The organism is Amycolatopsis sp. NPDC051045, from assembly GCF_040682955.1.
In the GTDB taxonomy this organism is placed as follows: Bacteria; Actinomycetota; Actinomycetes; order Mycobacteriales; family Pseudonocardiaceae; genus Amycolatopsis.
In genome coordinates this window covers 59,163-81,589 of record NZ_JBFBCC010000020.1, presented here as the reverse complement: position 1 = coordinate 81,589, position 22,427 = coordinate 59,163, and the positions used below count along the sequence as shown (strand labels likewise).

The 22,427-nt window shown below is 70.0% G+C and carries 16 protein-coding genes and 1 pseudogene; 9 read left to right on the top strand and 8 right to left on the bottom strand.

All coding sequences use genetic code 11. The annotated features are described in order from the left end of the window. Nucleotides 1–211 precede the first annotated feature (211 nt). A pseudogene (locus tag AB0M80_RS34960) lies at nucleotides 212–1,984 on the top strand (TIM barrel protein); the annotation flags it as partial. Then, nucleotides 1,958–2,902 (top strand): TIM barrel protein, encoded by a 945-nt coding sequence (locus tag AB0M80_RS34955; RefSeq protein ID WP_364573580.1) that lies wholly within the window; start codon nucleotides 1,958–1,960, stop codon nucleotides 2,900–2,902. The pseudogene AB0M80_RS34960 and the gene AB0M80_RS34955, both read left to right, overlap by 27 nt. Here AB0M80_RS34955 and AB0M80_RS34950 read toward each other — a convergent pair. Genes AB0M80_RS34950 through AB0M80_RS34935 form a run of 4 tightly spaced genes read right to left on the bottom strand, consistent with a single transcriptional unit; the run spans nucleotide 2,899 to nucleotide 7,423 of the window. Further along, the gene (locus tag AB0M80_RS34950; RefSeq protein WP_364573491.1) at nucleotides 2,899–4,572 is read right to left on the bottom strand and encodes an FAD-dependent oxidoreductase; all 1,674 of its coding nucleotides are present in this window, start codon (nucleotides 4,570–4,572) and stop codon (nucleotides 2,899–2,901) included. The genes AB0M80_RS34955 and AB0M80_RS34950 overlap by 4 nt on opposite strands. Further along, nucleotides 4,569–5,369, bottom strand: a complete 801-nt coding sequence (locus AB0M80_RS34945) for a citryl-CoA lyase (protein WP_364573489.1) — start codon at nucleotides 5,367–5,369, stop codon at nucleotides 4,569–4,571. The genes AB0M80_RS34950 and AB0M80_RS34945 overlap by 4 nt, the downstream gene beginning before the upstream one ends. A gap of 1 nt (nucleotide 5,370) precedes the next feature. Beyond that, a complete protein-coding gene (locus tag AB0M80_RS34940; RefSeq protein ID WP_364573487.1) occupies nucleotides 5,371–6,600 on the bottom strand; it encodes a CoA transferase in 1,230 nt (409 codons plus the stop codon). 37 nt (nucleotides 6,601–6,637) lie between these two features. Beyond that, nucleotides 6,638–7,423 carry an IclR family transcriptional regulator gene (locus tag AB0M80_RS34935; RefSeq protein ID WP_364573485.1) on the bottom strand — a complete coding sequence of 262 codons (786 nt, stop codon included), beginning with the start codon at nucleotides 7,421–7,423 and terminating at the stop codon, nucleotides 6,638–6,640. 163 nt (nucleotides 7,424–7,586) lie between these two features. Between AB0M80_RS34935 and AB0M80_RS34930 the strand changes: the two genes are divergently transcribed. The 6 genes from AB0M80_RS34930 to AB0M80_RS34905 are packed head-to-tail and all read left to right on the top strand — an operon-like array spanning nucleotide 7,587 to nucleotide 15,510. Next, nucleotides 7,587–9,065 (top strand): aldehyde dehydrogenase family protein, encoded by a 1,479-nt coding sequence (locus tag AB0M80_RS34930; RefSeq protein ID WP_364573483.1) that lies wholly within the window; start codon nucleotides 7,587–7,589, stop codon nucleotides 9,063–9,065. 35 nt (nucleotides 9,066–9,100) lie between these two features. After that, nucleotides 9,101–10,846 (top strand): thiamine pyrophosphate-binding protein, encoded by a 1,746-nt coding sequence (locus tag AB0M80_RS34925; protein ID WP_364573481.1) that lies wholly within the window; start codon nucleotides 9,101–9,103, stop codon nucleotides 10,844–10,846. Nucleotides 10,847–10,877: 31 nt separating this feature from the next. Continuing rightward, nucleotides 10,878–12,035: an ABC transporter substrate-binding protein gene (locus tag AB0M80_RS34920; RefSeq protein ID WP_364573479.1), complete on the top strand. Its 1,158-nt coding sequence runs from the start codon at nucleotides 10,878–10,880 to the stop codon at nucleotides 12,033–12,035. Nucleotides 12,036–12,092: 57 nt separating this feature from the next. After that, entirely contained in the window at nucleotides 12,093–12,962 is an 870-nt protein-coding gene (locus AB0M80_RS34915) for a branched-chain amino acid ABC transporter permease (protein ID WP_364573477.1), read from the top strand. Further along, nucleotides 12,959–14,788 carry a branched-chain amino acid ABC transporter ATP-binding protein/permease gene (locus tag AB0M80_RS34910; protein WP_364573475.1) on the top strand — a complete coding sequence of 610 codons (1,830 nt, stop codon included), beginning with the start codon at nucleotides 12,959–12,961 and terminating at the stop codon, nucleotides 14,786–14,788. Before AB0M80_RS34915 ends, AB0M80_RS34910 begins: the two co-directional genes overlap by 4 nt. After that, a complete protein-coding gene (locus AB0M80_RS34905) occupies nucleotides 14,785–15,510 on the top strand; it encodes an ABC transporter ATP-binding protein (protein ID WP_364573473.1) in 726 nt (241 codons plus the stop codon). Before AB0M80_RS34910 ends, AB0M80_RS34905 begins: the two co-directional genes overlap by 4 nt. A gap of 59 nt (nucleotides 15,511–15,569) precedes the next feature. Here AB0M80_RS34905 and AB0M80_RS34900 read toward each other — a convergent pair whose 3' ends face one another. Genes AB0M80_RS34900 through pqqC form a run of 4 tightly spaced genes read right to left on the bottom strand, consistent with a single transcriptional unit; the run spans nucleotide 15,570 to nucleotide 19,523 of the window. Then, a complete protein-coding gene (locus AB0M80_RS34900) occupies nucleotides 15,570–16,535 on the bottom strand; it encodes a ThuA domain-containing protein (RefSeq protein ID WP_364573471.1) in 966 nt (321 codons plus the stop codon). A 59-nt stretch (nucleotides 16,536–16,594) separates the two neighbouring features. Further along, complete coding sequence (locus tag AB0M80_RS34895) at nucleotides 16,595–17,455, bottom strand: MBL fold metallo-hydrolase (protein ID WP_364573469.1); 861 nt, start codon at nucleotides 17,453–17,455, stop codon at nucleotides 16,595–16,597. After that, nucleotides 17,452–18,837: a pyrroloquinoline quinone biosynthesis protein PqqE gene (gene pqqE / locus AB0M80_RS34890; RefSeq protein WP_364573467.1), complete on the bottom strand. Its 1,386-nt coding sequence runs from the start codon at nucleotides 18,835–18,837 to the stop codon at nucleotides 17,452–17,454. The genes AB0M80_RS34895 and pqqE overlap by 4 nt, the downstream gene beginning before the upstream one ends. Beyond that, nucleotides 18,834–19,523, bottom strand: coding sequence for a pyrroloquinoline-quinone synthase PqqC (gene pqqC, locus AB0M80_RS34885; protein WP_364573465.1), 690 nt, complete (start codon nucleotides 19,521–19,523; stop codon nucleotides 18,834–18,836). Before pqqC ends, pqqE begins: the two co-directional genes overlap by 4 nt. Before the next feature lie 373 nt (nucleotides 19,524–19,896). Between pqqC and AB0M80_RS34880 the strand changes: the two genes are divergently transcribed. After that, entirely contained in the window at nucleotides 19,897–22,047 is a 2,151-nt protein-coding gene (locus AB0M80_RS34880) for a PQQ-binding-like beta-propeller repeat protein (protein WP_364573463.1), read from the top strand. Nucleotides 22,048–22,427 lie beyond the last annotated feature (380 nt).

Here is a 22,427-nt window from a genome sequence, read left to right as displayed (position 1 = left end):
GCGCCGGCCGCGGTCAACACGGTCGCGCGGGCGGCGCGGTCACGCACGCCCTGCTGTCCCTGGGCGGGCGCGAACTCCGGGTGTTCGACGTCGACCACGACCGCGCCCTCACCACGCAAAGGAAGGGTGGAAGCCCATGCTCACCGTCGAGCACCGCGGCGCGACCTCGTCGTCCGACTCCGGCAGCGCCGGCACGCGACGACGCTTCGGCATCGCGACGGCCTGCCTGTCCGGCACCCTCGACGACAAGCTGTCCGCCGCCGCCGCGGCCGGCTTCCACGGCATCGAAGTCTTCGAACACGACCTCGTGGCCTCCTCGTGGTCACCGAGACGAGTACGCCAGGAATGCACCCGGCTCGGCCTGTCGATCGACCTGTACCAGCCGTTCCACGACTTCGAGGCCGTCCCGCCGGACGTGCTCGCCACCCATCTCCGCCGCGCCGGGCGGAAGTTCGACGTGCTGGAGCAACTGGGCACGGAAACCTTGCTGGTCTGCTCGTCCACGTCACCGGACGCGGTGGACGACGACGACCTCGCCGCCGAACAGCTGCACCTGCTCGCCGACCGGGCCGCGGCGCGCGGACTGCGGATCGCCTACGAGGCCCTGGCCTGGGGCCGGTTCGTCAACACCTACCAGCACGCCTGGCGGATCGTGCGCCGTGCCGACCACCCCGCGCTGGGTCTGTGCCTGGACAGCTTCCACGTGCTCTCCCGCGGCGGCGATCCCGCGGGAATCCGCGTCGTGCCCCCGGAGAAGATCTTCCACCTGCAACTCGCGGACGCCCCGCGCCTCGTCATGGACGTGCGGGAGTGGAGCCGGCATCACCGGTCGTTCCCCGGGCAGGGTTCGTTCGACCTCGCCGGTTTCGCGGACCACGTGCTCGCGACCGGATACGCGGGCCCGCTGTCGCTCGAGGTGTTCAACGACGTCTACCGCCAGACCGACCCGTGGCACGCGGCCGTGGACGCGATGCGCTCGCTGCTCGCCATGCAGGAGTCCGTCGTGATGAGCGGTCTTCCGCCGGCGTCCCTGCTCGGTGGGCACGTGTTCACCGAACTCACCGTGGACGAGGTGTCGGGCCCGGCGATGGCGCACACCCTGACGAGGCTCGGGTTCACCCACACCGGGCAGCACCGCTCCAAGCCCGTCCAGCTGTGGCAGCAGGGCGAGGCCAGGATCCTGCTGAATCACGGGTCACAACGGACGGTCGCCCCGGGGACGGCGATGATTTCCGCACTGGCATTGGAAAGCAGTGACCCGGCCGGTTCGGCCCGGCGTGCCGAACGCCTCCTGGCGCCCGTGCTGCCCCGGGCCCGCCGACCCGAGGAAGCGGACCTGTCGTCGGTGGCCGCGCCCGACGGCATGGAGATCTTCTTCTGCCGCAACGACGGCTGGCCGGACGACTTCGTTCCCACCGGCGACGCGACCTCCTCGGCCCTGCTGACCGGTACCGACCACGTGTCACTCACCGAGTCGGTCGACGACTTCGACCAGAGCTCACTGTTCTACCGATCGGTGCTCGGCCTCGAACCGGACCGCACCGTCGAGCTGACCGCGCCGTTCGGACTGATCCGCAGCCGGGCGGCGAGCGATCCGGCCCACCACGTCCGGATCACCCTCAACACCGCACCACTGCGCCGGGGCGACTGGGCACCCGCGGTGCCCAACCCCCAGCACGTCGCGTTCACCACCGGCGACATCTTCGCCGCCGCGAAGGCCGCCCGCGGAAGCGTGCTGCGCATCCCGGACAACTACTACGACGACCTCGACGCCCGGCTCGCCTTGCCGGCCGAGCTGCTCGCCACCCTGCGCGCGCACTCCGTGCTCTACGACCGCGACGAGCACGGCGAGTACCTCCACTTCTACACCGAGATCGTGGGCTCACGAGTGTTCTTCGAAGTGGTGCAACGCGTCGACGACTACGCCGCGTACGGCGCGGCCAACACCCCCGTGCGCATGGCCGCGCACCGACGCAGCCGGCTGAACGCTCTCCGGGAGACGGCGGACGCGCACGACCACGGGCACGACTACTCCCTGGCCCACCTGACCGCGCTGAGCCTGTCCCCGCCCGAACTCGTGGCCGCGGCGGCGAACGCCGGCTATCGCTACGTCGGCCTGCGCCTGACCCGGGTGACCCGGGAGGAACCGCACTACCCGCTGGCCACCGATCCCGCGCTCATGCGCGCGACGAAGGCACGTCTGGCGGCCACGGGTATCGAGGTCCTCGACATCGAGCTCGCCCGGATCGGCCCCACCGACAAGCCACGCGACTTCCTGCGCGTCCTCGAAGCCGGCGCCGAGCTGGGCGCACGGCGCGTCATCACGCAACTGCCCGACCCCGATCCGGTCCGCAAGGTCGACCACTTCACCGAGCTGTGCGACCTGGCCCGCCCGCTCGGCCTGACCCTCGACCTGGAGTTCCCGTCCTGGACCGAAACCGGCGACCTCACCGAGGCCGTCCGCGTCCTGCACGCCGCCGGCCGGCCCAACTCGGGTCTCCTGATCGACGTACTGCACTTCGCCCGCTCGGGCTCCAGCATCGACGAACTCGGCGAGCTACCGCGTGAGTGGTTCCACTTCGCCCACGTCTGCGACGCGCCCGGCGAAATCCCCGCCACGACCGCCGGACTGATCTACACGGCTCGCTTCGAGCGCCTGTTCCCCGGCGAGGGCGGGCTCGACGTGCCCGGCATCCTCGCCGCGCTCCCACCCGGGATCCCGTACACATTGGAGATCCCCCGCGCCATGCTCGCCGCCCAAGTCGGCGCGAGTGAACACGCCCGCCTCGCCCTCGCAGCCACCCGGCGCCACCTCAACGCGGTCAGCTTCGCGACGCGGCAGGTCCCGGACGACCGTCTGCCCGCTCACCGCGACATCGAGACAGGGCGCCGAAGTCTCTAAGAGGATCGACAGATGTGGTGCGCGGCCAGGTAACCGAAGACCAGCCCGGCTCCGATCTGGCACCCCGCCCCGGGGTACTCCGAGGCAGTCATCGACGTCGCGTCGTTACCGCAGGCGTACAGCCCCCGCACCGGATCGCCGTGCCCGGCGAGGACCTGGGCGTTCGTGTCGATGCGGAGACCCAACGTGGTCGCCAACGGTGTGGGCACCACCGCGATCGCGTAGAACGGCGGCTTCTCGATGGCCCCGAGGTTCACGTTGGGACGGTGCGCCTGATCACCGTACTGACGGCCGTAGGGGCTCTCTCCTTTGCCGAGTTCCTCGTCGACACCCGTGTGGGCGGAGTGGTTCGCCGCACCTACCGTGCTCGTCAGACCGTCCGGGTCGACGCGGATCGCCTCAGCGAGTTCTTCGATCGTCTGTCCGATGTGGAGATAGCCGTCCTCGAGGTACCGGCGGAGAACACCCTCGCGGGCATGGGGACGGATCATGCCCAGCCCGTACCGCTTCAGCGTGCGCGCATCGAGGATCAACCACGCCGGGATCGCCTGGTCGGCGGCGTACATCGCCCGGACGAACCGGTGGTAGGACACCGACTCGTCCACGAACCGCCGGCCTGCCGCGTTCACCGCCACGATCCCCGGCTTGGCTCGATCCCAGATGTGCGGGAAAACCGCCGTGGACCCGTACGCTCGCCGCCCGAGCGAACTCGGGAACCACAACGCGTTGTCGTCGCGCGGCTCGGCCGAAGCGCCACCCACCGACCGGGCCAACGCGATGGTGTCGCCCGTGGCTCCTTCGGCGGCCGGACTGAACTGCGGCGTCGGCGACAGCAGGTGCTCGGCGCACAGGTCCGGGTTCGCCGGGAACCCGCCGCCGGCGAGGACGACGCCGCGGCGGGCCGTCACGCGCACCGGCTGCCCTCGGTGGGACACGACCGCACCCGTCACCCGACCCGAGGCATCGGTCGTCAGCTCGGTCGTGCGCGCGGTGAACCAGACGCTCCCGGAGCGGCGCGTGAGCTGGTCGTAGAGGGCGGCGACGAGCGCGTTGCCCATCGTCAGGCGCGTCCCGCGAGGGTGGCGGAGACGATCGAAGACCCACCTCGCGCCCAGGCGGAGGGCCAGTGCCGTCGCGCGTACCGAGCCGTCGAACACCTTCAGCAGCTGGTCGGCCTCGGCCCGGCGGACCATGAGCGTTCCGCCGAACAACGCGAACTCCGGGATCGGCCATCGGACCCGGCCGAAACCGGGGAGCCGCCGGGCGTCGAACGTGTGCGGTTCCAGCGCCCGGCCGATTCCCGAGCCCGGCAGTTCCGGGTGGTAGTCGACCACGCTCGCCGAATGCCGGAACCGGACCCCGAGCCGTTCGAAGTACTCGATCGCCTCGGGCCCGTGGCGCAGGTAGGTCTCCCGCAGTTCGCGTGGCGCCCGGTCGCCGACGAGCGCGTCGAGGTACTGGCGTGCCTCCGCGAGGTCGGCGGCCGGGTCGGGCTGGTGCCGGTGTCCAGGGATCCAAGACGTTCCGGCCGAGTAGGCGCTCGTGCCGCCGAGCCACTCAGTCTTCTCCAGCACCAGCACCGAAAGTCCCTCGGCAGCCCCGGTGACGGCCGCCGCGAGACCGGCCGCGCCGGAGCCGAGGACGAGCAGATCGACGGCGTGGCCGGTCACGCCTGGGCCGGCAGCGCGGTCGGCAGGATCGACGTCGGCATCGGGCCCTTGTTCCGCCGGCCCTGCGTCGTCTCTTCCCAGGCGTGGGCCAGGATCCCGACGCTGCGGCTGAGCACGAACAACCCCCGCGCAAGTGGCGGCGGAAACCCCAGCTCGGCGTAGATCACGGCGGTTGCGCCGTCGATGTTCATCGGGATCGGCTTGGTCCGGCCCTTGTTCAGCAGCGCCTCCAGCGCACGCGCCGCGCGCAAGTGGTTCCCCGCCACGACACCGTCCGCGACAGCCACGTCCACCAGCCCCAGTAAGGGATCACGGCGGGGGTCACGCGGGTGGAAGCGGTGCCCGAAACCGGGCAGGTAGCGGCTGTGCTTCCGGAACTCCGTCACGACGGCTTCAGCCGCGGCTTCGAGCCGATCGCCGGCGGCTTCGCGCTCGACGATCGCCGACAACACCTCGACGCACTGTTGCCCGGCACCGCCGTGGGAGTCGCCCAGCGCGTTGACCCCGGACGCCATCGCGTTGTTCAGGCCGACTCCGCAGGTCGCCGTCATCCGCGCGATCGCGATGGACGGCGCTTGCGGACCGTGGTCCACCGACGCCACCATCGCGGCTTCGAGCAGTGCCGCTTCCCGGGGCGACGGGCTCGTTCCCCGCACCATCAACCAGATCGTGGCGACGAAACCGTGGGAAGCGATCAGCTCCTGCACCGGGATCCCGCGCAGCTCGACCACTCCCGGTTCCATGCGGCAGATCCCGGTGGCCCACCAGTCGGCCACCGACGTCGTTCCAGTGTCCATTTCAGTCCTTGTCCACGGGCGCGAACGACCGTTCCGGAGCGGGGGACGGGAGGGGCGGGGCGTCGTTCCACCGGCGGGCCAGCAGCACGGCTTCGTCGTTGTGTTCGCCGAGCAGCGGCGGCCGTCCACTCGCCCGCAAGGGTTCGCCGTCCACGAGGACGCCGTTGCCGCTGGCCCGCAGGACGCGCTCGGGCTCGCCGGGAAACGGCAGTTCCGTGAAGAAGCCGCGATGGGCGAGCTGTTCGGACTCCAGTGCCTGGGGAACGGTGAGGATCCGAGCGGCCGGCACTCCCGCGCCGGACAGCAGTTGCTCCCATTCGAGCGCGGGGCGCGCGCCCAAGGCCTTGTTCAGCTCGGCGTCGAGGTCAGCGCGGTGGGTCTTGCGGTCCTCGCGGTCGGCGAAGCGGGGGTCGGTGGTCAATTCGGGCCGCCCGACCAGCGAGCACAGGGTGACGAACTGCTCCTGGCGGTTCGCCGCGATGTTGAGCGGGCCGTCCGCGGCGAAGAATGTGCCGGAAGGAGCCGCCGTCGCGTTGTCCCGGCCCATCGGAACCGGCGGGATGCCGCTGATGACGTAGTTCGAGACCGCCCAGCCCATGGCCGAAATGGAGGCCTCGAGCATCGAGAGGTCCAGAAAGGACCCTTCACCGGTGCGGTCGCGGCCGACCAGGGCGGCCGAGATGGCGAGGGCGGCCATCAGGCCGCCGACGGTGTCCGAGACCGGGAATCCCACGCGCAGCGGTGCTGTCTCCGGCGTGCCGGTCACGCTCATCATGCCCGAGAGGCCTTGGATGATCTGGTCGTAGGCCGGCGCCTGGCTCATCGGCCCGCTCTGCCCGAACCCCGAGATGGCGCAGTACACCAGCCCGGGGTTGAGCGCACGCAGGCGGTCCCAGCCGAAGCCGAGCCGGTCGAGCACGCCGGCCCGGTAGTTCTCGAGGACGACGTCCGCGCCGCGGACCAGGTCCTGGAAGAGCTCTCGCTGGGCCGTGTCCTTGAGGTTGAGTTCGATCGACTTCTTGCCGGCGTTCTGCGCCAGGAACGACGTACCGATCCCGGCCCGGTTCAAGGCCGCGTCCGGCCCCAGGTTCCGGGCGAGGTCGCCCGAACCCGGCAGCTCGATCTTGACCACCTCGGCGCCGAACAGCATCAGCTGGTAGCTGCAGTACGGTCCGGCGAGGACGTTGGTCAGGTCGAGCACCCGGATACCGCGAAGCGGTCGTTTCGTCATTCCCTCTCCTTGCACCAGACGACGAGTCCGGCCGGAGTCAGCCGGCGAACGGATGGTCGAATCCCCGCTCGCTCATCCGCGTTGCGGACTCGGTGAGATCGGCGACGAACTCGGCGACCCGGTCTTCGGAGAATCGGACGGTCGGGCCGCTCAGCGACAACGCGGCCGCGACGGACTCCCCTTTGCCGAGCACGGGAACCGCCACTGCCGACAGGCCCGCTTCGCGCTCGCCGTGACTCACCGCGTACCCCTGCTCCGCCGCCTCGGTCAGTCCTTTGTGGAGACTGTCCGCATGGTCGGCACCGTACGGGGAACTGCGCGCGATCCTCTTCAGCAAAGCAGGAGGAGCGTCGCGGAGCAAGACTTTCGACGAAGCGCCACCCCACAGCGGGAGTTCGTCACCGACGCGCACCACGTGCCGCAGCGGCTGCGGGCTTTCCTGCTGCGCCACGCAAACCCGGTACATGTCCCGGCGGACGTAGAGGTTCACCGTCTCCCGCTGACGATCGCCGAGCTCGCGCATCAGCTGCATCATCTCCGGCGGCAGCTCCCAGCTTTGCCGTGCGAGGTGCGCCCACCGCCACAGTCCGGGCCCGGCCATGTAGCCATTGCTGGTCGACCACAGCAAGCCGTTCAGCTCCAGCGTCTGCGCGAGCCGGATCGCCGTCGTCTTCGCGAGGCCGGTCGCCTTCACGATGTCGGAGATCGTGACGGCGGGCCGTTCGTCGGTCAGCAACCCGAGGATGTCCAGGGCGCGCTGAACGCTCCGCACGCCCCCTTCGCCGGACGAGCCCTCTCGCTCCTCGGCCCCGTCAGCCTTCATCGGTGCACACCCCTTCGTCGCATTGCGGGTCCCCGGCCGGTGGACCAGTTCGCAACAGTTTCAGATCCCGCTCTTGCCACCGGCAGGCGGCTGACCGTACGTTACACGGAGTCCGCAGAGCGGTCCAGATGTGCCGTTTGATGGTTCACAAGGGAGTGTGGCGGTGCTGGAGCAAGTCCTCGAAGCCGCGAAATCCGAGACCCCGGCCGAGGCCGCCGCGTTCGTCGCCGGGCAGTGGTCCCGCGACGGATCGGTAGCCGAACGCATCGGCCCCTACCAGCGAAAAGTCGTCTCCACGTCCTTCACCGCGGACGACGCCCAGGTCGCCCGCGCGGTCCGGTACGCCGCCGAATCCGCGCCCGTCGTCGCGCGACTGGCCCCGGCGACCCGCGCGGCGATCCTCGAACGCGCGTCGCGGCTGGCCGAAGACCACCGCGACGACATCGCCCGGCTGATCGCCCTCGAACTCGGGAAGCCGCTCAGGGACGGGCGGGGCGAGCTCGACCGGGTCGCCGACACCTTCGCCGTCTGCGCCGCCGAAACCCGCCACATCGGCGGCGAGAACCTGCCGGTCGCCGGCTGGGAACGCGGAGTGGGCAACACGGCGCTGACCTACCGCGCGCCGGCCGGGGTGGCTCTGGCCATCACCCCGTTCAACGCCCCGGCGAACCTGCTGGCCCACAAACTCGGCGCCTCGTTCGCGGCCGGCAACACCACGCTGGTCAAGGCCCCGCCGCAAGCGCCCGCCACGACCGCGGCCGTGGTGGCGCTGCTGCTGGAAGCGGGCATGCCGCCGGAGGCCGTGCAGCTGCTGCACGGCGGCGGAGATGTCGGTGCCGCCCTGTGCGCGGCCCGCGAGGTCGCCGTCATCAGCTTCACCGGCAGCCCCGAAACCGGCAACGCGGTCGCCCGCGCTGCCGGAGCGAAACGGCTGGTGCTGGAACTCGGCGGGAACGCCGCGACGCTCGTCTGCGCGGACGCCGACATCGCCCTCGCCGCCAAGACCTGCGCCCGCACCGGCTACAGCAACTCCGGGCAGAGCTGCATCTCCGTCCAGCGGGTTTACGTGCACCGCAGCCGGTTCGAGGAATTCCTCCCCGCCTTCCGCACCGAAGTCGAAGGCCTGCGGGTCGGCGACCCGCTCGACCCGGCCACCGACATCGGCTCGATGGTCGACGAAGAGGCCGCGGCCCGCGTCGAGAAGTGGACCTCCGAAGCGGCGGCGAACGGCGCGCGGGTGCTGCTGGGCGGCAAGCGCGACGGCGCGACCCTGCTGCCCACGATCGTCGCCGATCCCGCACCGGACGCCACCCTCGTCGTCGAGGAAGTGTTCGGCGCCCTGGTGGCCGTGCTGCCGTTCGACGACCTGGACACGGTCATCGCCTCGTGCAACACCAGCCGGTTCGGCCTGCAGGCCGGGATCTTCACCCAGGACGTCGGCGCGATCTTCACCGCCTGGCGCGAACTGCAGGTCGGCGGCCTCATCGTCAACGGCTCGTCGAACTTCCGCCTGGACCACGTGCCCTTCGGCGGGGTCAAGGACTCCGGCTTCGGCCGCGAATCCCCCGCGCACATGATCGACGACTACACCGTCGTCAAGACCCTGGTGCTGCGCAACCTGTCCATCTGGGGCGAGCAGTGACCGAGACCGCCGAGCGACCGAGGAGTTCGACTTCGATGAGCCACCCCGCCCCGACCATCACCGCCGCCGACGCGCTCGTCCGCCAGCTGGAGTCCTACGGCGTCGAATACGTCTTCGGTCTGTGCGGGCACACCAACATCGCGGTCCTGGACGCGTTGGGCCGCAGCCGCATCAAGTTCGTCATGGCGCGCCACGAGCAGGCCGCCGCCCACGCCGCCGACGGCTACGCCCGCGCCACCGGCAAGCCCGGCGTCCTGCTCGTGCACGTCGGCCCGGGCATGATGAACGCGGTCACCGGCGTGGCCACCGCGGCGTTCGACTCGGTGCCGCTGATCACGATCTCCGGCGACATCCCGTCGTACTACCACGGCCGGCACCCGCACCAGGAAGTCAACCTGCACGCCGACGCCGACCAGACCGCCATTTACCGCCCCTTCGTCAAGCGGGCCTGGCACGTGCACCGCGCCGAAGACCTCGCCCGGTTCACCGAGCGCGCGTTCTGGACGGCGACCTCGGGCCGTCCGGGCGCTGTCCTGCTCAACGTCCCGATGGACCACTTCTCGCGCGAAGTACCGCTCGTCGAATACCCGCTGGTCGCCCACACCGCGAAGCCCGCGCTGTCCGAGGCCGACGCCCGCCGGATCGCGCAGGCGCTGGCCGGCGCCGAACGTCCGCTCGTGTACCTCGGCGGCGGCCTCCGTTCACCGGACGGACGGGCCGCACTGCTCGAACTCGTCGAGCACCTCGACATCCCGGTGGCCCACTCCCTGATGGCCAAGGGCACCCTGCCCGACCGCCACCCGCTCGTCATGGGCATGACCGGGTTCTGGGGCCTCGAGCTGACCAACGAGTACACCCGCAAGGCCGACGTCGTCCTCGCTCTCGCGACCCGGTTCGCCGAGACCGACGCCAGCTCGTGGAACGACGAGTACACCTGGGCGTTCCCACCGGGCCGGCTGATCCAGATCGACCTCGACCCGGCGGAGATCGGCCGCAACTACCCCGTCGAGATCGGCGCGGTCGCCGACGTGAACCACGCGGTACCGGCGATCACCGCCGCCGTCAAGGACCTGAGGCCCGAGCCCGTCGAGCGGGCCGACGTCCGCGAGCAGATCGGCACCGTCCGCGCGGACCTCTTCTCGGCGAGCCAGGAACGCGGCCGCAGCACCGATTTCCCGCTGCGTCCGGAACGGATCCTGGAAGACCTGCGCACGACGCTGCCCCCGGACGCGGTGCTGGTCACCGACGTCGGCTGGAACAAGAACGGCGTCGCCCAGTGCTACGAACTCCCCGAAGAGGGCCGGTTCATCACCCCGGGCGGCGCGTCGACGATGGGCTTCGGCCCGGCCGCCGCGGTCGGCGTGCAGCTGGCCCAGCCGGACCGCGTCGTCGTCGCCCTCGTCGGCGACGGCGGGATGAGCGCCCAGCTCCCCGCCGTACCCTTGGCCGTCGAGCAAGGCCTGCCGGTGCTGTTCGTCGTGATGAACAACAAGGCGCACGGCACCATCGCGGACCTGCAGGCCCACAACTTCGGCCAGAGCTTCGGCTGCGAGTTCCGCGACCAAGACGGCAACCCCTTCTCCCCCGACTTCGCGGCCTTCGGGCGGTCCTGCGGCGCCGACGGCTACACCGTCGAACGCCCCGAGGACCTCGCCGCCGCACTGCGCAAGGCGATCGAGAACCGACGTCCCGCCGTGCTCGACGTCCCCATGGTCAACGAACCGGTCCCGACCCCCGGGCACTGGAACATCAACGACATCTACCAAGGCGTCTTCGAATGACCCCCGCCACCGCACACAACGGAGTGTCCCCATGAACCGACCCGGAACCAGACGTCTGCTGGCCTCGCTGACCCTGCTGGCCGCGGGAGCGACTGCCGCCTGCAGCGCGCCCGGCGGCTCATCGCCGTCCAGCTCGGACACCAGCGGCCCGATCAAGATCGCCGTGGTCAACGCCCAGAGCGGCCAGCTCAGCTCGCTGGGTGCGTGGGAGTACAAGGGCGCGAAACTGGCGGTCGACCAGTGGAACGCCAAGGGCGGGGTGAACGGCCGCAAGGTCCAGCTCGACGTGTTCGACGACGCCGGCGACCCCACCGTCGGGACCAACCTGGCGCGCAAGATCTCCAGCGAGGGCTACACCGCGATGATCGGCACCGCCGAGAGCGCGGTCACCGTGGCGATGGCGCCGGTCCTGCAGCAGGCGAAGATTCCCAGCATCACCTCCGGCCAATCGCCGGCGATCATCGCGGTGAAGAGCCCGTTCCAGTTCCTCAACGGCCCGACGAGCACGACCTACGACGAGACGCTCGCAAAGTACCTCGTGGACCAGAAGGCCCAGAAGAACATCGCGTTCATCACCAACAACGGCTCCTACGGCAAGGGCGAGCACGACGCGTTCGGCAAGGCACTGGCCGGCCGTGGGGTCAAGCCGGTCGACGACCAGGTCGTCACCACCGACCAGAAGGACTTCAGCGCCGCGCTGACCTCCATCCGGCAGAAGAACCCGCAGGTGCTGTTCGTCGGGACCGAGGAGGTCGAGGCGGGCCTGATCGTCAAGCAGGCCCGCGAGCTCGGCATCACCGCCACGATCGCCGGCGCTGCACCGATGGGCACGACGGTGTACCTCACCACCGCCGGCGCCAGCAACGCCGAAGGCACCGTCGTCAGCAGTCCCTACCTCAGCAACGAGACCAGCGACGCGGCCCGCCAGTTCGCCCAGGCCTACAAGGCGGCCTACAACGAGGACGCGGAACTGCACGGCGCCAAGGCCTACGACGGCACCAGCATCTTCCTCACCGCGCTGAAGACGTCGAACGGCGCCACCGGCCAGCAGCTGGCCGACGCCATCCGCGGCACCAAGTACCCCGGCCTGCTCGGCACCTTCACGTTCGACCAGACCGGGGTCGGCATCCACGCCACGTCCATCGGTGTCATCACCGGCGGCAAGCTCGTCGCGGCTCCCGCCAGCTGACTCGCCCACGAGGGCCGTGCGGCTCCGCACGGCCCTCGCCGGTGAAAGGACCCCTCAATGCAAGTTCTGCTCCAGACCCTCGTCGGCGGGCTGAGTTTCGGTGCCGTCTACGCCCTCGTCGCAATGGGCTTCTCCATCGTCTACCGCACCATGGGCCTGGTGAACTTCGCCCACGGCCAAGTGGTCATGGTCGGCGCGTACGCGGCCTCGACGTTCTCCATGTCTTCCCGGCTCCCGTTCATCCTCGCGATCGTGGTCGCCATGGTGGTCACCGGACTCATCGCGCTGGTCATGGAGCGCGTCCTGCGGCCCCTGGAAAACAAGGACTTCGACCTGATGCTGATCGGCACGATCGGCTTCGGTGTGGTCCTGGAGGCGCTGGCCACGATCATCTGGGGAGCGACCGGGCACGCGGTACCCACGCCGGTGGAGACCGGGCCGCTGGATCTGTTCGGCGTGCGCGTCCGCACCTACAACCTCGTGGTGCTCGGGATCGCGGCCGTCGCGACCGTACTGCTGTTGCTGTTCCTGCAGCGCACCAAGCGCGGCGCCGCCATGCAGGCGGTGGCCATGGACCACGAGGCCGCGACGGCCGTCGGCATCCACGTCGGGCGCAGCAACGCCATCGCGTTCGCGATCGGCGCCGGGCTCGCCGCCCTCGCCGGCGGCCTGGTCGGCCCGCTGCTGTACGTCAGCCCCACCCTCGGCGGCACCCTGGGCATCAAGGGCTTCGCCGCGGCCATCCTCGGCGGTTTCGGCAACATCGGCGGCGCGATCGCCGGCGGTCTCGCCATCGGCCTGCTCGACTCGTACGCCTCCGGCCAGTTCCAGGGCTATTCGGACCTGGTCGTGTTCCTCGCCTTCACGGTCATCATCATGATCCGGCCCACCGGGTTCTTCGGCGAACGGACGGTGAACCGGGCATGAGCTCCCTCCTGCGCACCAAACCGGCCGCGGTGAAGGTGGCCGCGGCCGCCGCGATCGGCGTCGCCGCCTGGTTCCTGCCCTACGGCCTGGACACCTACGGCATCCACGTCGTCAACATCGCCGTGGTCTTCGCCCTGCTGGCCGTGGGTCTCGGCCTGGCCATGGGCGTCGCCGGGCAGATCAACCTCGCCCAGGTCGCGTTCTTCGGCATCGGCTCCTACGCCTTGGCGATCTTCACGACGAACTCGGGCCTCGGCTTCTGGGTCTCGGCCGTGCTCGCGATGCTCGCCACCGCGCTGGCCGGGCTCTTCGTCGGCGTCCCGGCCCTGCGGGTGCAGTCGCACTACCTCGGCATCGTCACCCTCGGGCTCGCGCTGGCCTTCACCAACTGGGTCACCAACGCCCAGGTCGCCGGCGGCGCGTCCGGCATCAACGGGATCCCGGCTCCGCCGCTGTTCGGCATCGACCTGACCAACGAGTACCTGTACTACTACTTCGAGCTGATCGTCTTCGCCCTCGCGATCGGGTTCGCGTTGTTCCTCGTGCGCACCGCGCTCGGCCGGCGGCTGCGGGCCATGCGCGACGACTCGCTGGCCGCGGGCGCGGTCGGCGCTCCCGTACCGCTGCTGCGGATGACGGCGTTCCTCACCGCGAGTGTGTACGGCGGCGCGGCCGGGGTCCTCTACGCCGGGCTGATCCACTACATCGCCCCCGAGTCGTTCAGCGTGGCCAACATGTTCCTGCTGCTGGCGATGGTCATCATCGGCGGGCGGCAGAGCATCGTCGGCTGCGTGATCGGCGCGATCGCGCTCTCCCTGGTGCGCGAAGCGCTGGTCGACTTCTCGGTGTACGCACAGCTGGGTTACGGCTCCGTGGTCGTGCTGATGGTCGTTTTCGCGCCCACCGGCTTGGCCGGGCTCCCCCGGCGGATCCGGACCGCGGTGCAGCGCCGCCGGCACCGGACAGCACCGGCGCTCAAGGCGTTCCGCCCGTACGAGGCGGCCACGGAAACCACCGAATCGGGCTCTCTCGAGATCTCCGGCATCAGTAAGCAGTTCAAGGGACTGCGCGCCCTGGACGGCGTGACGCTGTCGGTCTCGCCGGGCGAGATCCGCGGCATCGTCGGCCCCAACGGCTCCGGCAAGACCACCCTGTTCAACGTGATCAGCGGGATCTACACCGCCTCCGGCGGCACCGCGAGCTTCAACGGACGGCCGCTCGTCGGGCGCCGGCCGTACCAGCTCTCGCACCAGGGGATGTCGCGGACGTTCCAGAACCTGCGGCTGTTCGCGCAGATGACGGTCGAGGAGAACCTCCTGGTCGCCCTCGACCGCACGCCGATGCGCTCGGCGTGGCAGTACGTGGTCTGGCCGATCGGCATCTGGCGGCACGAACGCCGGCTCCGCCGGGCCGCGGCGGAGCTGCTCGACCGCTTCGGCCTGAGCGACTTCGCCGAAGACGCCCCTCGGTCGCTCCCCTACGGCATCCAGCGCCGCGTCGAGCTGGCCCGGGCCATGGCCGCCGAACCCAGCCTGCTGCTCCTGGACGAACCTGCGGCCGGTCTCAACGGCCAGGAGGTCGGGCAGTTGCAGGAGATCGTGCGGTCCATCCGCGACAGCGGCGTCACGGTGGTGCTGATCGAGCACAACATGGGCCTGGTCATGTCCCTCTGCGACCGCGTCACGGTGCTGGCCAGCGGCCGCGTGATCGCCGAAGGCACCCCGGCGGAGGTCGCCGTCCTGCCGGAAGTGATCGAGGCCTACCTCGGCGACTCGTTCAGCACGGCCGAGGTCGTTGAAGCCGTGGAGACGGAGGCGCTGCAGTGAACCCCTCGACCCAAGGCGACCTGGTTGTGGAGGACCTCGCCGTGCACTACGGCGGGGTCCAGGCGGTCAACTCGGTGTCGTTCACCGTCGGCGCCGGCCGCTGCCTCGGCATCATCGGGGCCAACGGCGCCGGGAAGACGTCGACGTTGAAGGCCCTGATGGGGCTGGTGCCCCGCAAGGTGGGGACGCTGCGCCTCGGCGACCACGACCTGACCAAGGTGAAGCCGAAGGACATCGTCCGCCACGGCATCGGCTACGTGCCCGAAGGCCGGCACGTGTTCACCGGGCTGACCGTGGAGAAGAACCTGCTGCTCGGTGCGTACTTGCGCTCGTGGAAGGGCAAGACGCGGGAGAAGCTGGCCGAGGTCTACGAGATGTTCCCGGTGCTGGGCGAGATGCAGCACCGCCTGGCGGGGGCGCTGTCCGGGGGCCAGCAGCAGATGCTGGCGATCGGACGGGCTCTGATGTCCGAACCCCGGCTGGTGCTGCTGGACGAGCCGTCGATGGGCTTGTCCCCGAAGCTGGTGGAGGAGATCCTCGGCACGCTTCAGAGGCTGTCCGCGTCGGGGCTCGGGCTGCTGCTCGTGGAGCAGAACGCGAAGCTGACGTTCGAGGCCACGGAGACGTGCGTGGTCATGGAGAACGGGCGGATCGCGATGACCGGCAGCTCCGCCGAGCTGGCGCACGATCCGCTGGTCCGGCAGATCTACCTCGGGTTGTAGGGCTCGCACCGAGACGCCCGGCCGGGAACCTCCCGGCCGGGCGTCTCGACGTTCCGGGATCAGCGACAGAACGGAGCCGCACCCGCCGCGGACTTGATGCCGTTCGCGATCAGCGTCTGGAAGTACGCCGCACCGTCCGAAGTGGACGTATTGGTGAATGCCCAGCTCTCGTGGCCGAGCGTGGTCACCCAGGACCGGCCGCCGTCGTAGTACTGGCACCAGGCCACCGGGTGGTCGTTCCCGTGACCCGGATGACCCATCGAGCCCTCCACGCCCTTCGCGAGCGTCTTCTCGTCGACCTTGGCCAGGAAGCGCACGTTGCTCGGGAACGGCACCAGGTTGTACCACTCGTCGGTGAAGGCCCATCGGTTCGGCAGGTCCTTCGTGGACACGTCGTTGCGGTCCACCGTCTGCACCACGCCGGCTTGCGCGGGGCCGTGGTCGTAGTAGTTCGCGCCGCCCAGCAGACCCTCGTACCACGGCCAGTTGTACTCGGTCCCGAAGGCGTTGTGGATGCCGACGAACCCGCCGCCACCCCGGATGTACTGCCGCAACGCCGTTTGAGCCGAGTCGTCCAGCGTGTCCCGGGTGGTGCTCATGAAGATGACGGCGTTGTACTTGAACAGCGTGCTCGGGCTGGCGAGCTGGGTGACGTCTTCGGTCCAGTCGACGGCGAACCCGTTCTTCTCGCCCAGTTCGATGAGCCCGTTCTGCGCGACGTTCGCCGCGGTCAGCGGCGGGTTGAGGCCCGGGGCGAGCGCCGGACCGAGGTTCGCGTGGCGCGGGCCGGCGGTGCGCGAGTAGACGAGCACCTTCACGCCCTTGCTGACGTCGAAGTTGCCCCAGTCGTGGTAGCAGCGCGGGTCGAGGCCGCGGCAGACGCCGTAGTCGGGGCTGCCGAGGTTCTGGGCGCCCTGCCGGCCCCCGTCGTGCGCCGAGGCGGGCATCCCGATGACGGCGGCCGTGGTCAGCGCCGCGGTCACCGCGCTGCCGAACATCGTCAGCAACGTCGTTGATCTCTTCATGGTGGTTCCGACCTTTCTCCGGGCACAGCGGTGCCCCGGGGTCTGTGGGGGCAAGCGAGCTACAGCTCGAGCAGGAGGCCGTCGGCGGCCACGTCCGCACCCGCGGCGACGACTTCGGCCAGCTCCGGTGCGCCCGGCAGGACGAGCGGGTTAGTGTTGTTGAGGTGGGTGAACAGGTACCGCGGGCCCGGGTGGGCCTCGATCAGCGGGAGCTGCTCGCGCACGGCGAGGTGTCCCATGCCCGACGCCGGGCGGGTCGCGCCCATCTCGTCTTCGGTGAAGAAGGTGCCGTCCAGTGCGACGACGTCCGCGCCGGTGATCGCCTTCTCGAATTCCGGGCTCCAGGCGGCGAGTCCGGGCGCGTACACGAAGGACCGGCCTTCGGCCTCGAACCGGTACGCGCACACCGAGTCTCCGGGCGCCGACGCGCCCGCGTAGCGAGGGCGCTTGGCGCTCAGGATGGTCGCCGTCACCAGGAGGCCACCCGCCAGCTCGATCGGCTCGCCGTCGCGGATGTCGTGCCGCCGGACCCGGGTGTAGCCGGACAGGAGGGTCTGCAACGGGAAGGCGGTCGTGAGCGCTTGGTGCACCCACGCAGTCGCGTAGACGTCCAACTCGACAGCTTCACGCAGACCGAGCAAACCCGAGGTGTGGTCGAGTTCGGCGCTGGTGAACAGCACTCCACGGATCGGGATCTCGCGGGTGGCCGCGGGCGGACGCAACTCCGGGGTGGCCAGCAGCTGCGCCCGCAGGTCCAGGGACGCGTTGACGAGGTACCACGTCTCGCCGTCCCCGCTGACGGCCAGGCCGTCCTGGGTTCGCGAGACGTCCGCGTCACGAGCGGCCTCGCAGACGCTGCACCCGCAGTTCCACTGCGGCGCTCCACCGCCGGCGGCCGTGCCGAGGAAACGGATCTTCATGACATCCGCCGGGGCACGGCGGGCTCTGGCGTCAACCTCGCGACGCCGTCCAGCACGAGGTCGTGGTGTTCCGAAAGGTCGCAGACGGGGTCGGTCACCGTCGCGTCGCCGGTCAGCTGATAAGCCTGGCAGCGGCAGCCCCCGAAGTCGATTTCCTTCAGGGCACAGCTCCCACACGGGTCCGGCAGCCAGTCCGTACCCCGGAACTTCCGGAAGGCCGACGACTCGTGCCAGATCCGCTCTAGGGAGTCCGACCGCACCGACGGGATTTCCAGCCCGGGCAACGTCTCCGCCGCCAAGCACGGCAGCACGTGCCCGTTGGGCGTCACCGTCAGCTGTCGCGCGCCCCAGCCGTAGTTGCACGGTTTCGGGCGCGGGTCGTAGTAGTCGGCGGCGACGTGCACGACCTCGTAGCCGTACCGCTCGCGGACGTCGGCGACGTCCCGGGCGGCCTGGTCGACCTGCTCGCGCGTGGGCATGAGCGCGGCGCGGTTGCGCAGGGCCCACCCGTAGAACTGCGTGTGGGCCAGTTCCAGCCGGTCCGCACCCAGGCGGTCGGCCAGCTCGGCGATCGCCGGGATGTGCCCGACGTTGCCGCGGTGCAGCACCACGTTGATCGTCAGGGGCAGCCCGGCGACACGGACCGCCTCGGCGACGGCGAGCTTGCGCTCGTGCGCCGCCCGCCCGGCGATCCGATCGGCGGGGGCCGCTTCGGCGTCCTGAAGGGACAGCTGGAAGTGATCGAGGCCGGCGTCGGCGAGCCTGGCGATCCTGACGTCGTTCAGCGAAATCCCGCTGGTGACCAGGTTCGTGTAGAGGCCGAGCTGGTGTGCGGCCGCGACCAGGTCGACGAGGTCGCGACGCAGTCCGGGTTCCCCGCCGGACAGGTGCAGCTGCAGGACACCGAGCGCACGGGCCTGGGCGAACACGTCCAGCCAGGTGGCCGTGTCGAGTTCGTCCCGGTAGTCGGTGAGATTGAGGGGGTTCGCGCAGTAGGTGCACTGCAGCGGACAGCGATAGGTCAACTCGGCGAGCAGGCCGAGGGGGACCGGGGAGCGGTGCTCCACCGATACCGCCGACGTCCTCGGAAAAACGGGCGCCGGGCGGGCGTCCGATGCCTCCCCCACCAGGCCGCGGCTCTCGAAGTCCGCCAGCGTCCGCAGCACCGACCCAGCCGAAACGCCGGCGTACTCGGTGGCGAGGTCGGCGACGATCTCCGCCACCGAACGCCGCGTGTCGCACCGGGACAGAACGGCCACCGCGGTCTCGTTGAGCAGCAGCAACCCTTCGGGGAACAGCAGCACCGGACGGCCGCGGACGGCGTCGAACTCCACCCGGACGCCGCGGCGCAGCCCGAGGCGGCTTTCGGCGGTCACCGTCATGACGCCCCCGCGTAGTCCACGGCGTCAAGCACGGCCCACAACACGTCGCACTTGAAGGTCAGCGCCCGGATCGCCGCCTCCTGCCGGTCGGCGGTGACGCAGTGGTCGAGCACGAGCCGCAACGTCAGAGCGCTGTCTTCGCGGGCCGCGGGGATCCGGCGGTTGAAGTAGGCGAAGCCCTCCGGACGGATCCAGTCGTAGTGTTCCCGCCAGGCGTTGACGCGGTCGGTCATGTGCCCCGGCGAGAACAGTTCGGTGCACGCGGCCGCGACGCTTTCGGTCCACGGCCTGGTGCGGCAGAAGTGCAGGTACCCGTCGACGGCGAACCGCACACCGGGCAGCACGTGCCGCTCGTCGAGGACCTCCGCCCTGCTCAGCCCCACCGCTTCGGCCAGGCTCAGCCACTGTTCCATGCCGCCTTCACCCGGGTTCGCTCCGTCGTGGAAGACGATGCGGTCCACCCAGACGCGGCGAACCTCGGGCAGCGGGCAGGCCGCGATGATCGCGGCGTTCTTCTGTGGCAGGCACTTCTGGTAGTACCAGCGATTGGCCACCCACCGGCGCAGGTCCGCCGGGGTGCAGCCCCCTTCGTGCAGCCGGAGGTGGAACGGGTGGTGAGCCCAGTAGCGCTTTTCGAGGCGGAGCAGGGCGTCGGACAGCTCCGCCCGGCTCAGCGGGCCCGCCACGGCCCGCTCTCGCCGGCGTACGCGGTGACCTCGGGACGAGTCTCGTAGCACTCGAACGCCGGTTCCGACCACAGGGGGAGGACTCGCTCATCCCCCTGCACTGCAACGTTTTCCACAACAGAAGGCATACCGGCACTCCTCTTCGAGTCACGGATCTCTGGTCCGCAGAGCGGTCCGACCGGTCCGCCTAGCGTTTCGTGACCGTACCCCGGCCACCACGGGCGGAACAAGGGGCGAACACTCTTGTGACTCGGACGGCGTCGTCCTAAACTCAACCGTCGAGCGGTCCGAGAGTACCACTAGATGGACCTCTGAGCTGGCTGGACCATCTCGTCGCAGCACGCGTTTCCTCAACGAAGAGAGGGCTCAACCGATGGATCGACGCAAATTCCTGACCGGTGCGACGGGAGCCGCCGTGGCGGGCACCGTGCTCGCGGCCCAGCCGGCCGCCGCCGCACCGGCCACAGTGGACACCCCGCGGCAGCCCGACGCCTTCGGCAAGCCGGGCCGGGACTTCACCAAGGTGGGCGGCGACCTCGGCAACCAGAACCACACACCGCTGCGGCAGATCACCCGCCAGAACGTCAACCGGCTCGGCGGCGCCTGGCATGTCAACCTCGAAGGCGGGGACACGTCGCGGGCCCAGCAGAGCACGATCGTCGCGCAGGACGGCGTCCTCTACGTCCAGACCACGCAGCAGAACGTCTTCGCCGTCGACGGCCGGACCGGCGCGGTGCGCTGGAAGACCAACCTCGGCACGGAAACGACCAACATGCGTGGCGTGGCCTTGGGCCAGGGCAAGGTGTTCTCGGCCTCCGGCGCCAACATCCTGTACGCGCTCGACCAGAAGACCGGCGCCGTCGTGTGGAAGACCCAGCTGCTGACCGAAGACGCGTCGCAGGGCACACCCGAGCCGTGCGATCCGGCGAACGGCCAGTGCGGTGGCAGCATCGGCAGCCTCGCCGGCGCGGTCGTGTACTCCGACGGGCTCATCTACGTGGGTATGCAGGGCAGCACCGCCGGCGCCCGCGGCCGGGCGTACGCGCTCGACGCCGCCACCGGCAAGCTCGCCTGGACTTTCTGGGCCGTTCCCGGCCCGGGCGAGTTCGGCAACGACACCTGGGAAGGCGAGTCCTGGAAGACCGGCGGCGCCGTGCCGTGGATCCACCCCGCGGTCGACCCCGAACTGGGGCTCGTCTACTGGACCTTCGGGAACCCCTACCCCCGCACCAACGGCTCGACCCGCGGCGGCGACAACCTCTTCGCCAACACCATCGTCGCCATCGACGCCAAGACCGGCAAGCGGCGCTGGCACTTCCAGTCCGTGCACCACGACATCTGGGACTACGACAACGTGATGGCGCCGGTCCTGATCGACCTGCGCATCGACGGCAAGCTGCGCAAGGTCGTCGTCTACGGCAGCAAGGTCGGGATGTACTACATCCTCGACCGCACCGACGGCAGACCGGTCCATGGCATCACCGAACGCCCGGTTCCGCAGGACCCGCGGCACAAGACCGCGCCGACCCAGCCGTTCCCCGAAGGCGACCCGTTCGTTCCGCAGGAGCCGCGGCTGGACAACTCGACCCGCCCGGTGCCCTTCTACCCCACCGGCGGCCTGTTCGCGACGCACTGGGACCGCGCGACGATCATCTTCCCCGGCGCCGGTGGCGGCGCGGACTGGTCCCACGTCTCGTTCAACCACAACACCGGCTGGGTGTACGTCGGCTACGGCCTCATCAACTCCGCCTATTCCAACACCATCGGCGGCCGGGTCAACACCGCGCGTCCGTACGGCGAGTACTTCGCCGGCGGCCTCGCCGCGATCGACCCGCGCACGAACAAGCTGGTGTGGAGCAAGGACAGTGAGTGGTCCTTGGCCCACGGCAACGGCATCCTGACCACCGACGGCGGCGTGATGTTCCAGGGCGGCCCGGACGGCAACCTCCTGGCCATGAACGACGTCGACGGACGCGAGCTGTGGCGCTTCCAGTGCGGCGCGGGTGTCCACACCAGTCCGATCAGCTACGAGATCGACGGCGAGCAGTACCTCGCCGTCTTCGCCGGAGGCAACGGCTTGCCCTACCCCGACATTCCCAAGGGCGACCACCTCTGGGCGTTCAAGCTCGGCGGGAAGGTCGCGCCGGCGCCCGCGCCGGCGCCCCCGTCGAAGCGCAACCAAATCCGCGCCGCCGCGGTCACCGCCGCGGCCGCCCACTACACGGTGACGCTCGGCCGCGTCTGGGACACCGCCGCCGGGGCACCGGGCGCCCAGGAGAACACGATCGCGCAGACCGCCATGGCACCCCAGCACCTGACCGTCCCCGTGGGCACGGAGATCACGTTCGTGAACCCGCAAGGCAACGCCTCCGCCCACGGCGCGGTGTCGTTCTTCGAGTACGAGTTCGACAGCGGGACATTGATGCCGGGGCAGTCCTTCAAGCACACCTTCGCGAAGAAGGGCGAGTTCTTCTACAACGACCCGATCTACCCGCAGAGCACGGGGAAGATCGTCGTCACCTGACCCAGCCGGCGGCGCGGCGCGGGCACCGGGAGAGCCACCGGCATCCCCTCCGCACCGCGTCGTCGCAATGTACTACCGAGTGCGGAATCACCTCATCGTCTTCACGGTCCGCGGCGACCAGCAGATCGAACGATGCGGCCGGCATCGGTGGCTACGCGGCGCGCAGCTGATCGCCCGGCAGGTACACGCCCGTCGCCAGGGCCAGCGAGATCACGTCCGGTGGTCGGAGAGGCCGTCCATGAGTTCGGCGACAGCGGGGCCTAGTTCGGGATCGATCGATCGGCGTCCTGGCCGATTCGGGCAGGTCCATTTCAGTGCGATCAGTCAGCCGAGTATCACGCAGAAGCAGCACGACCAACCATCACTCTGCGTAGCAGATC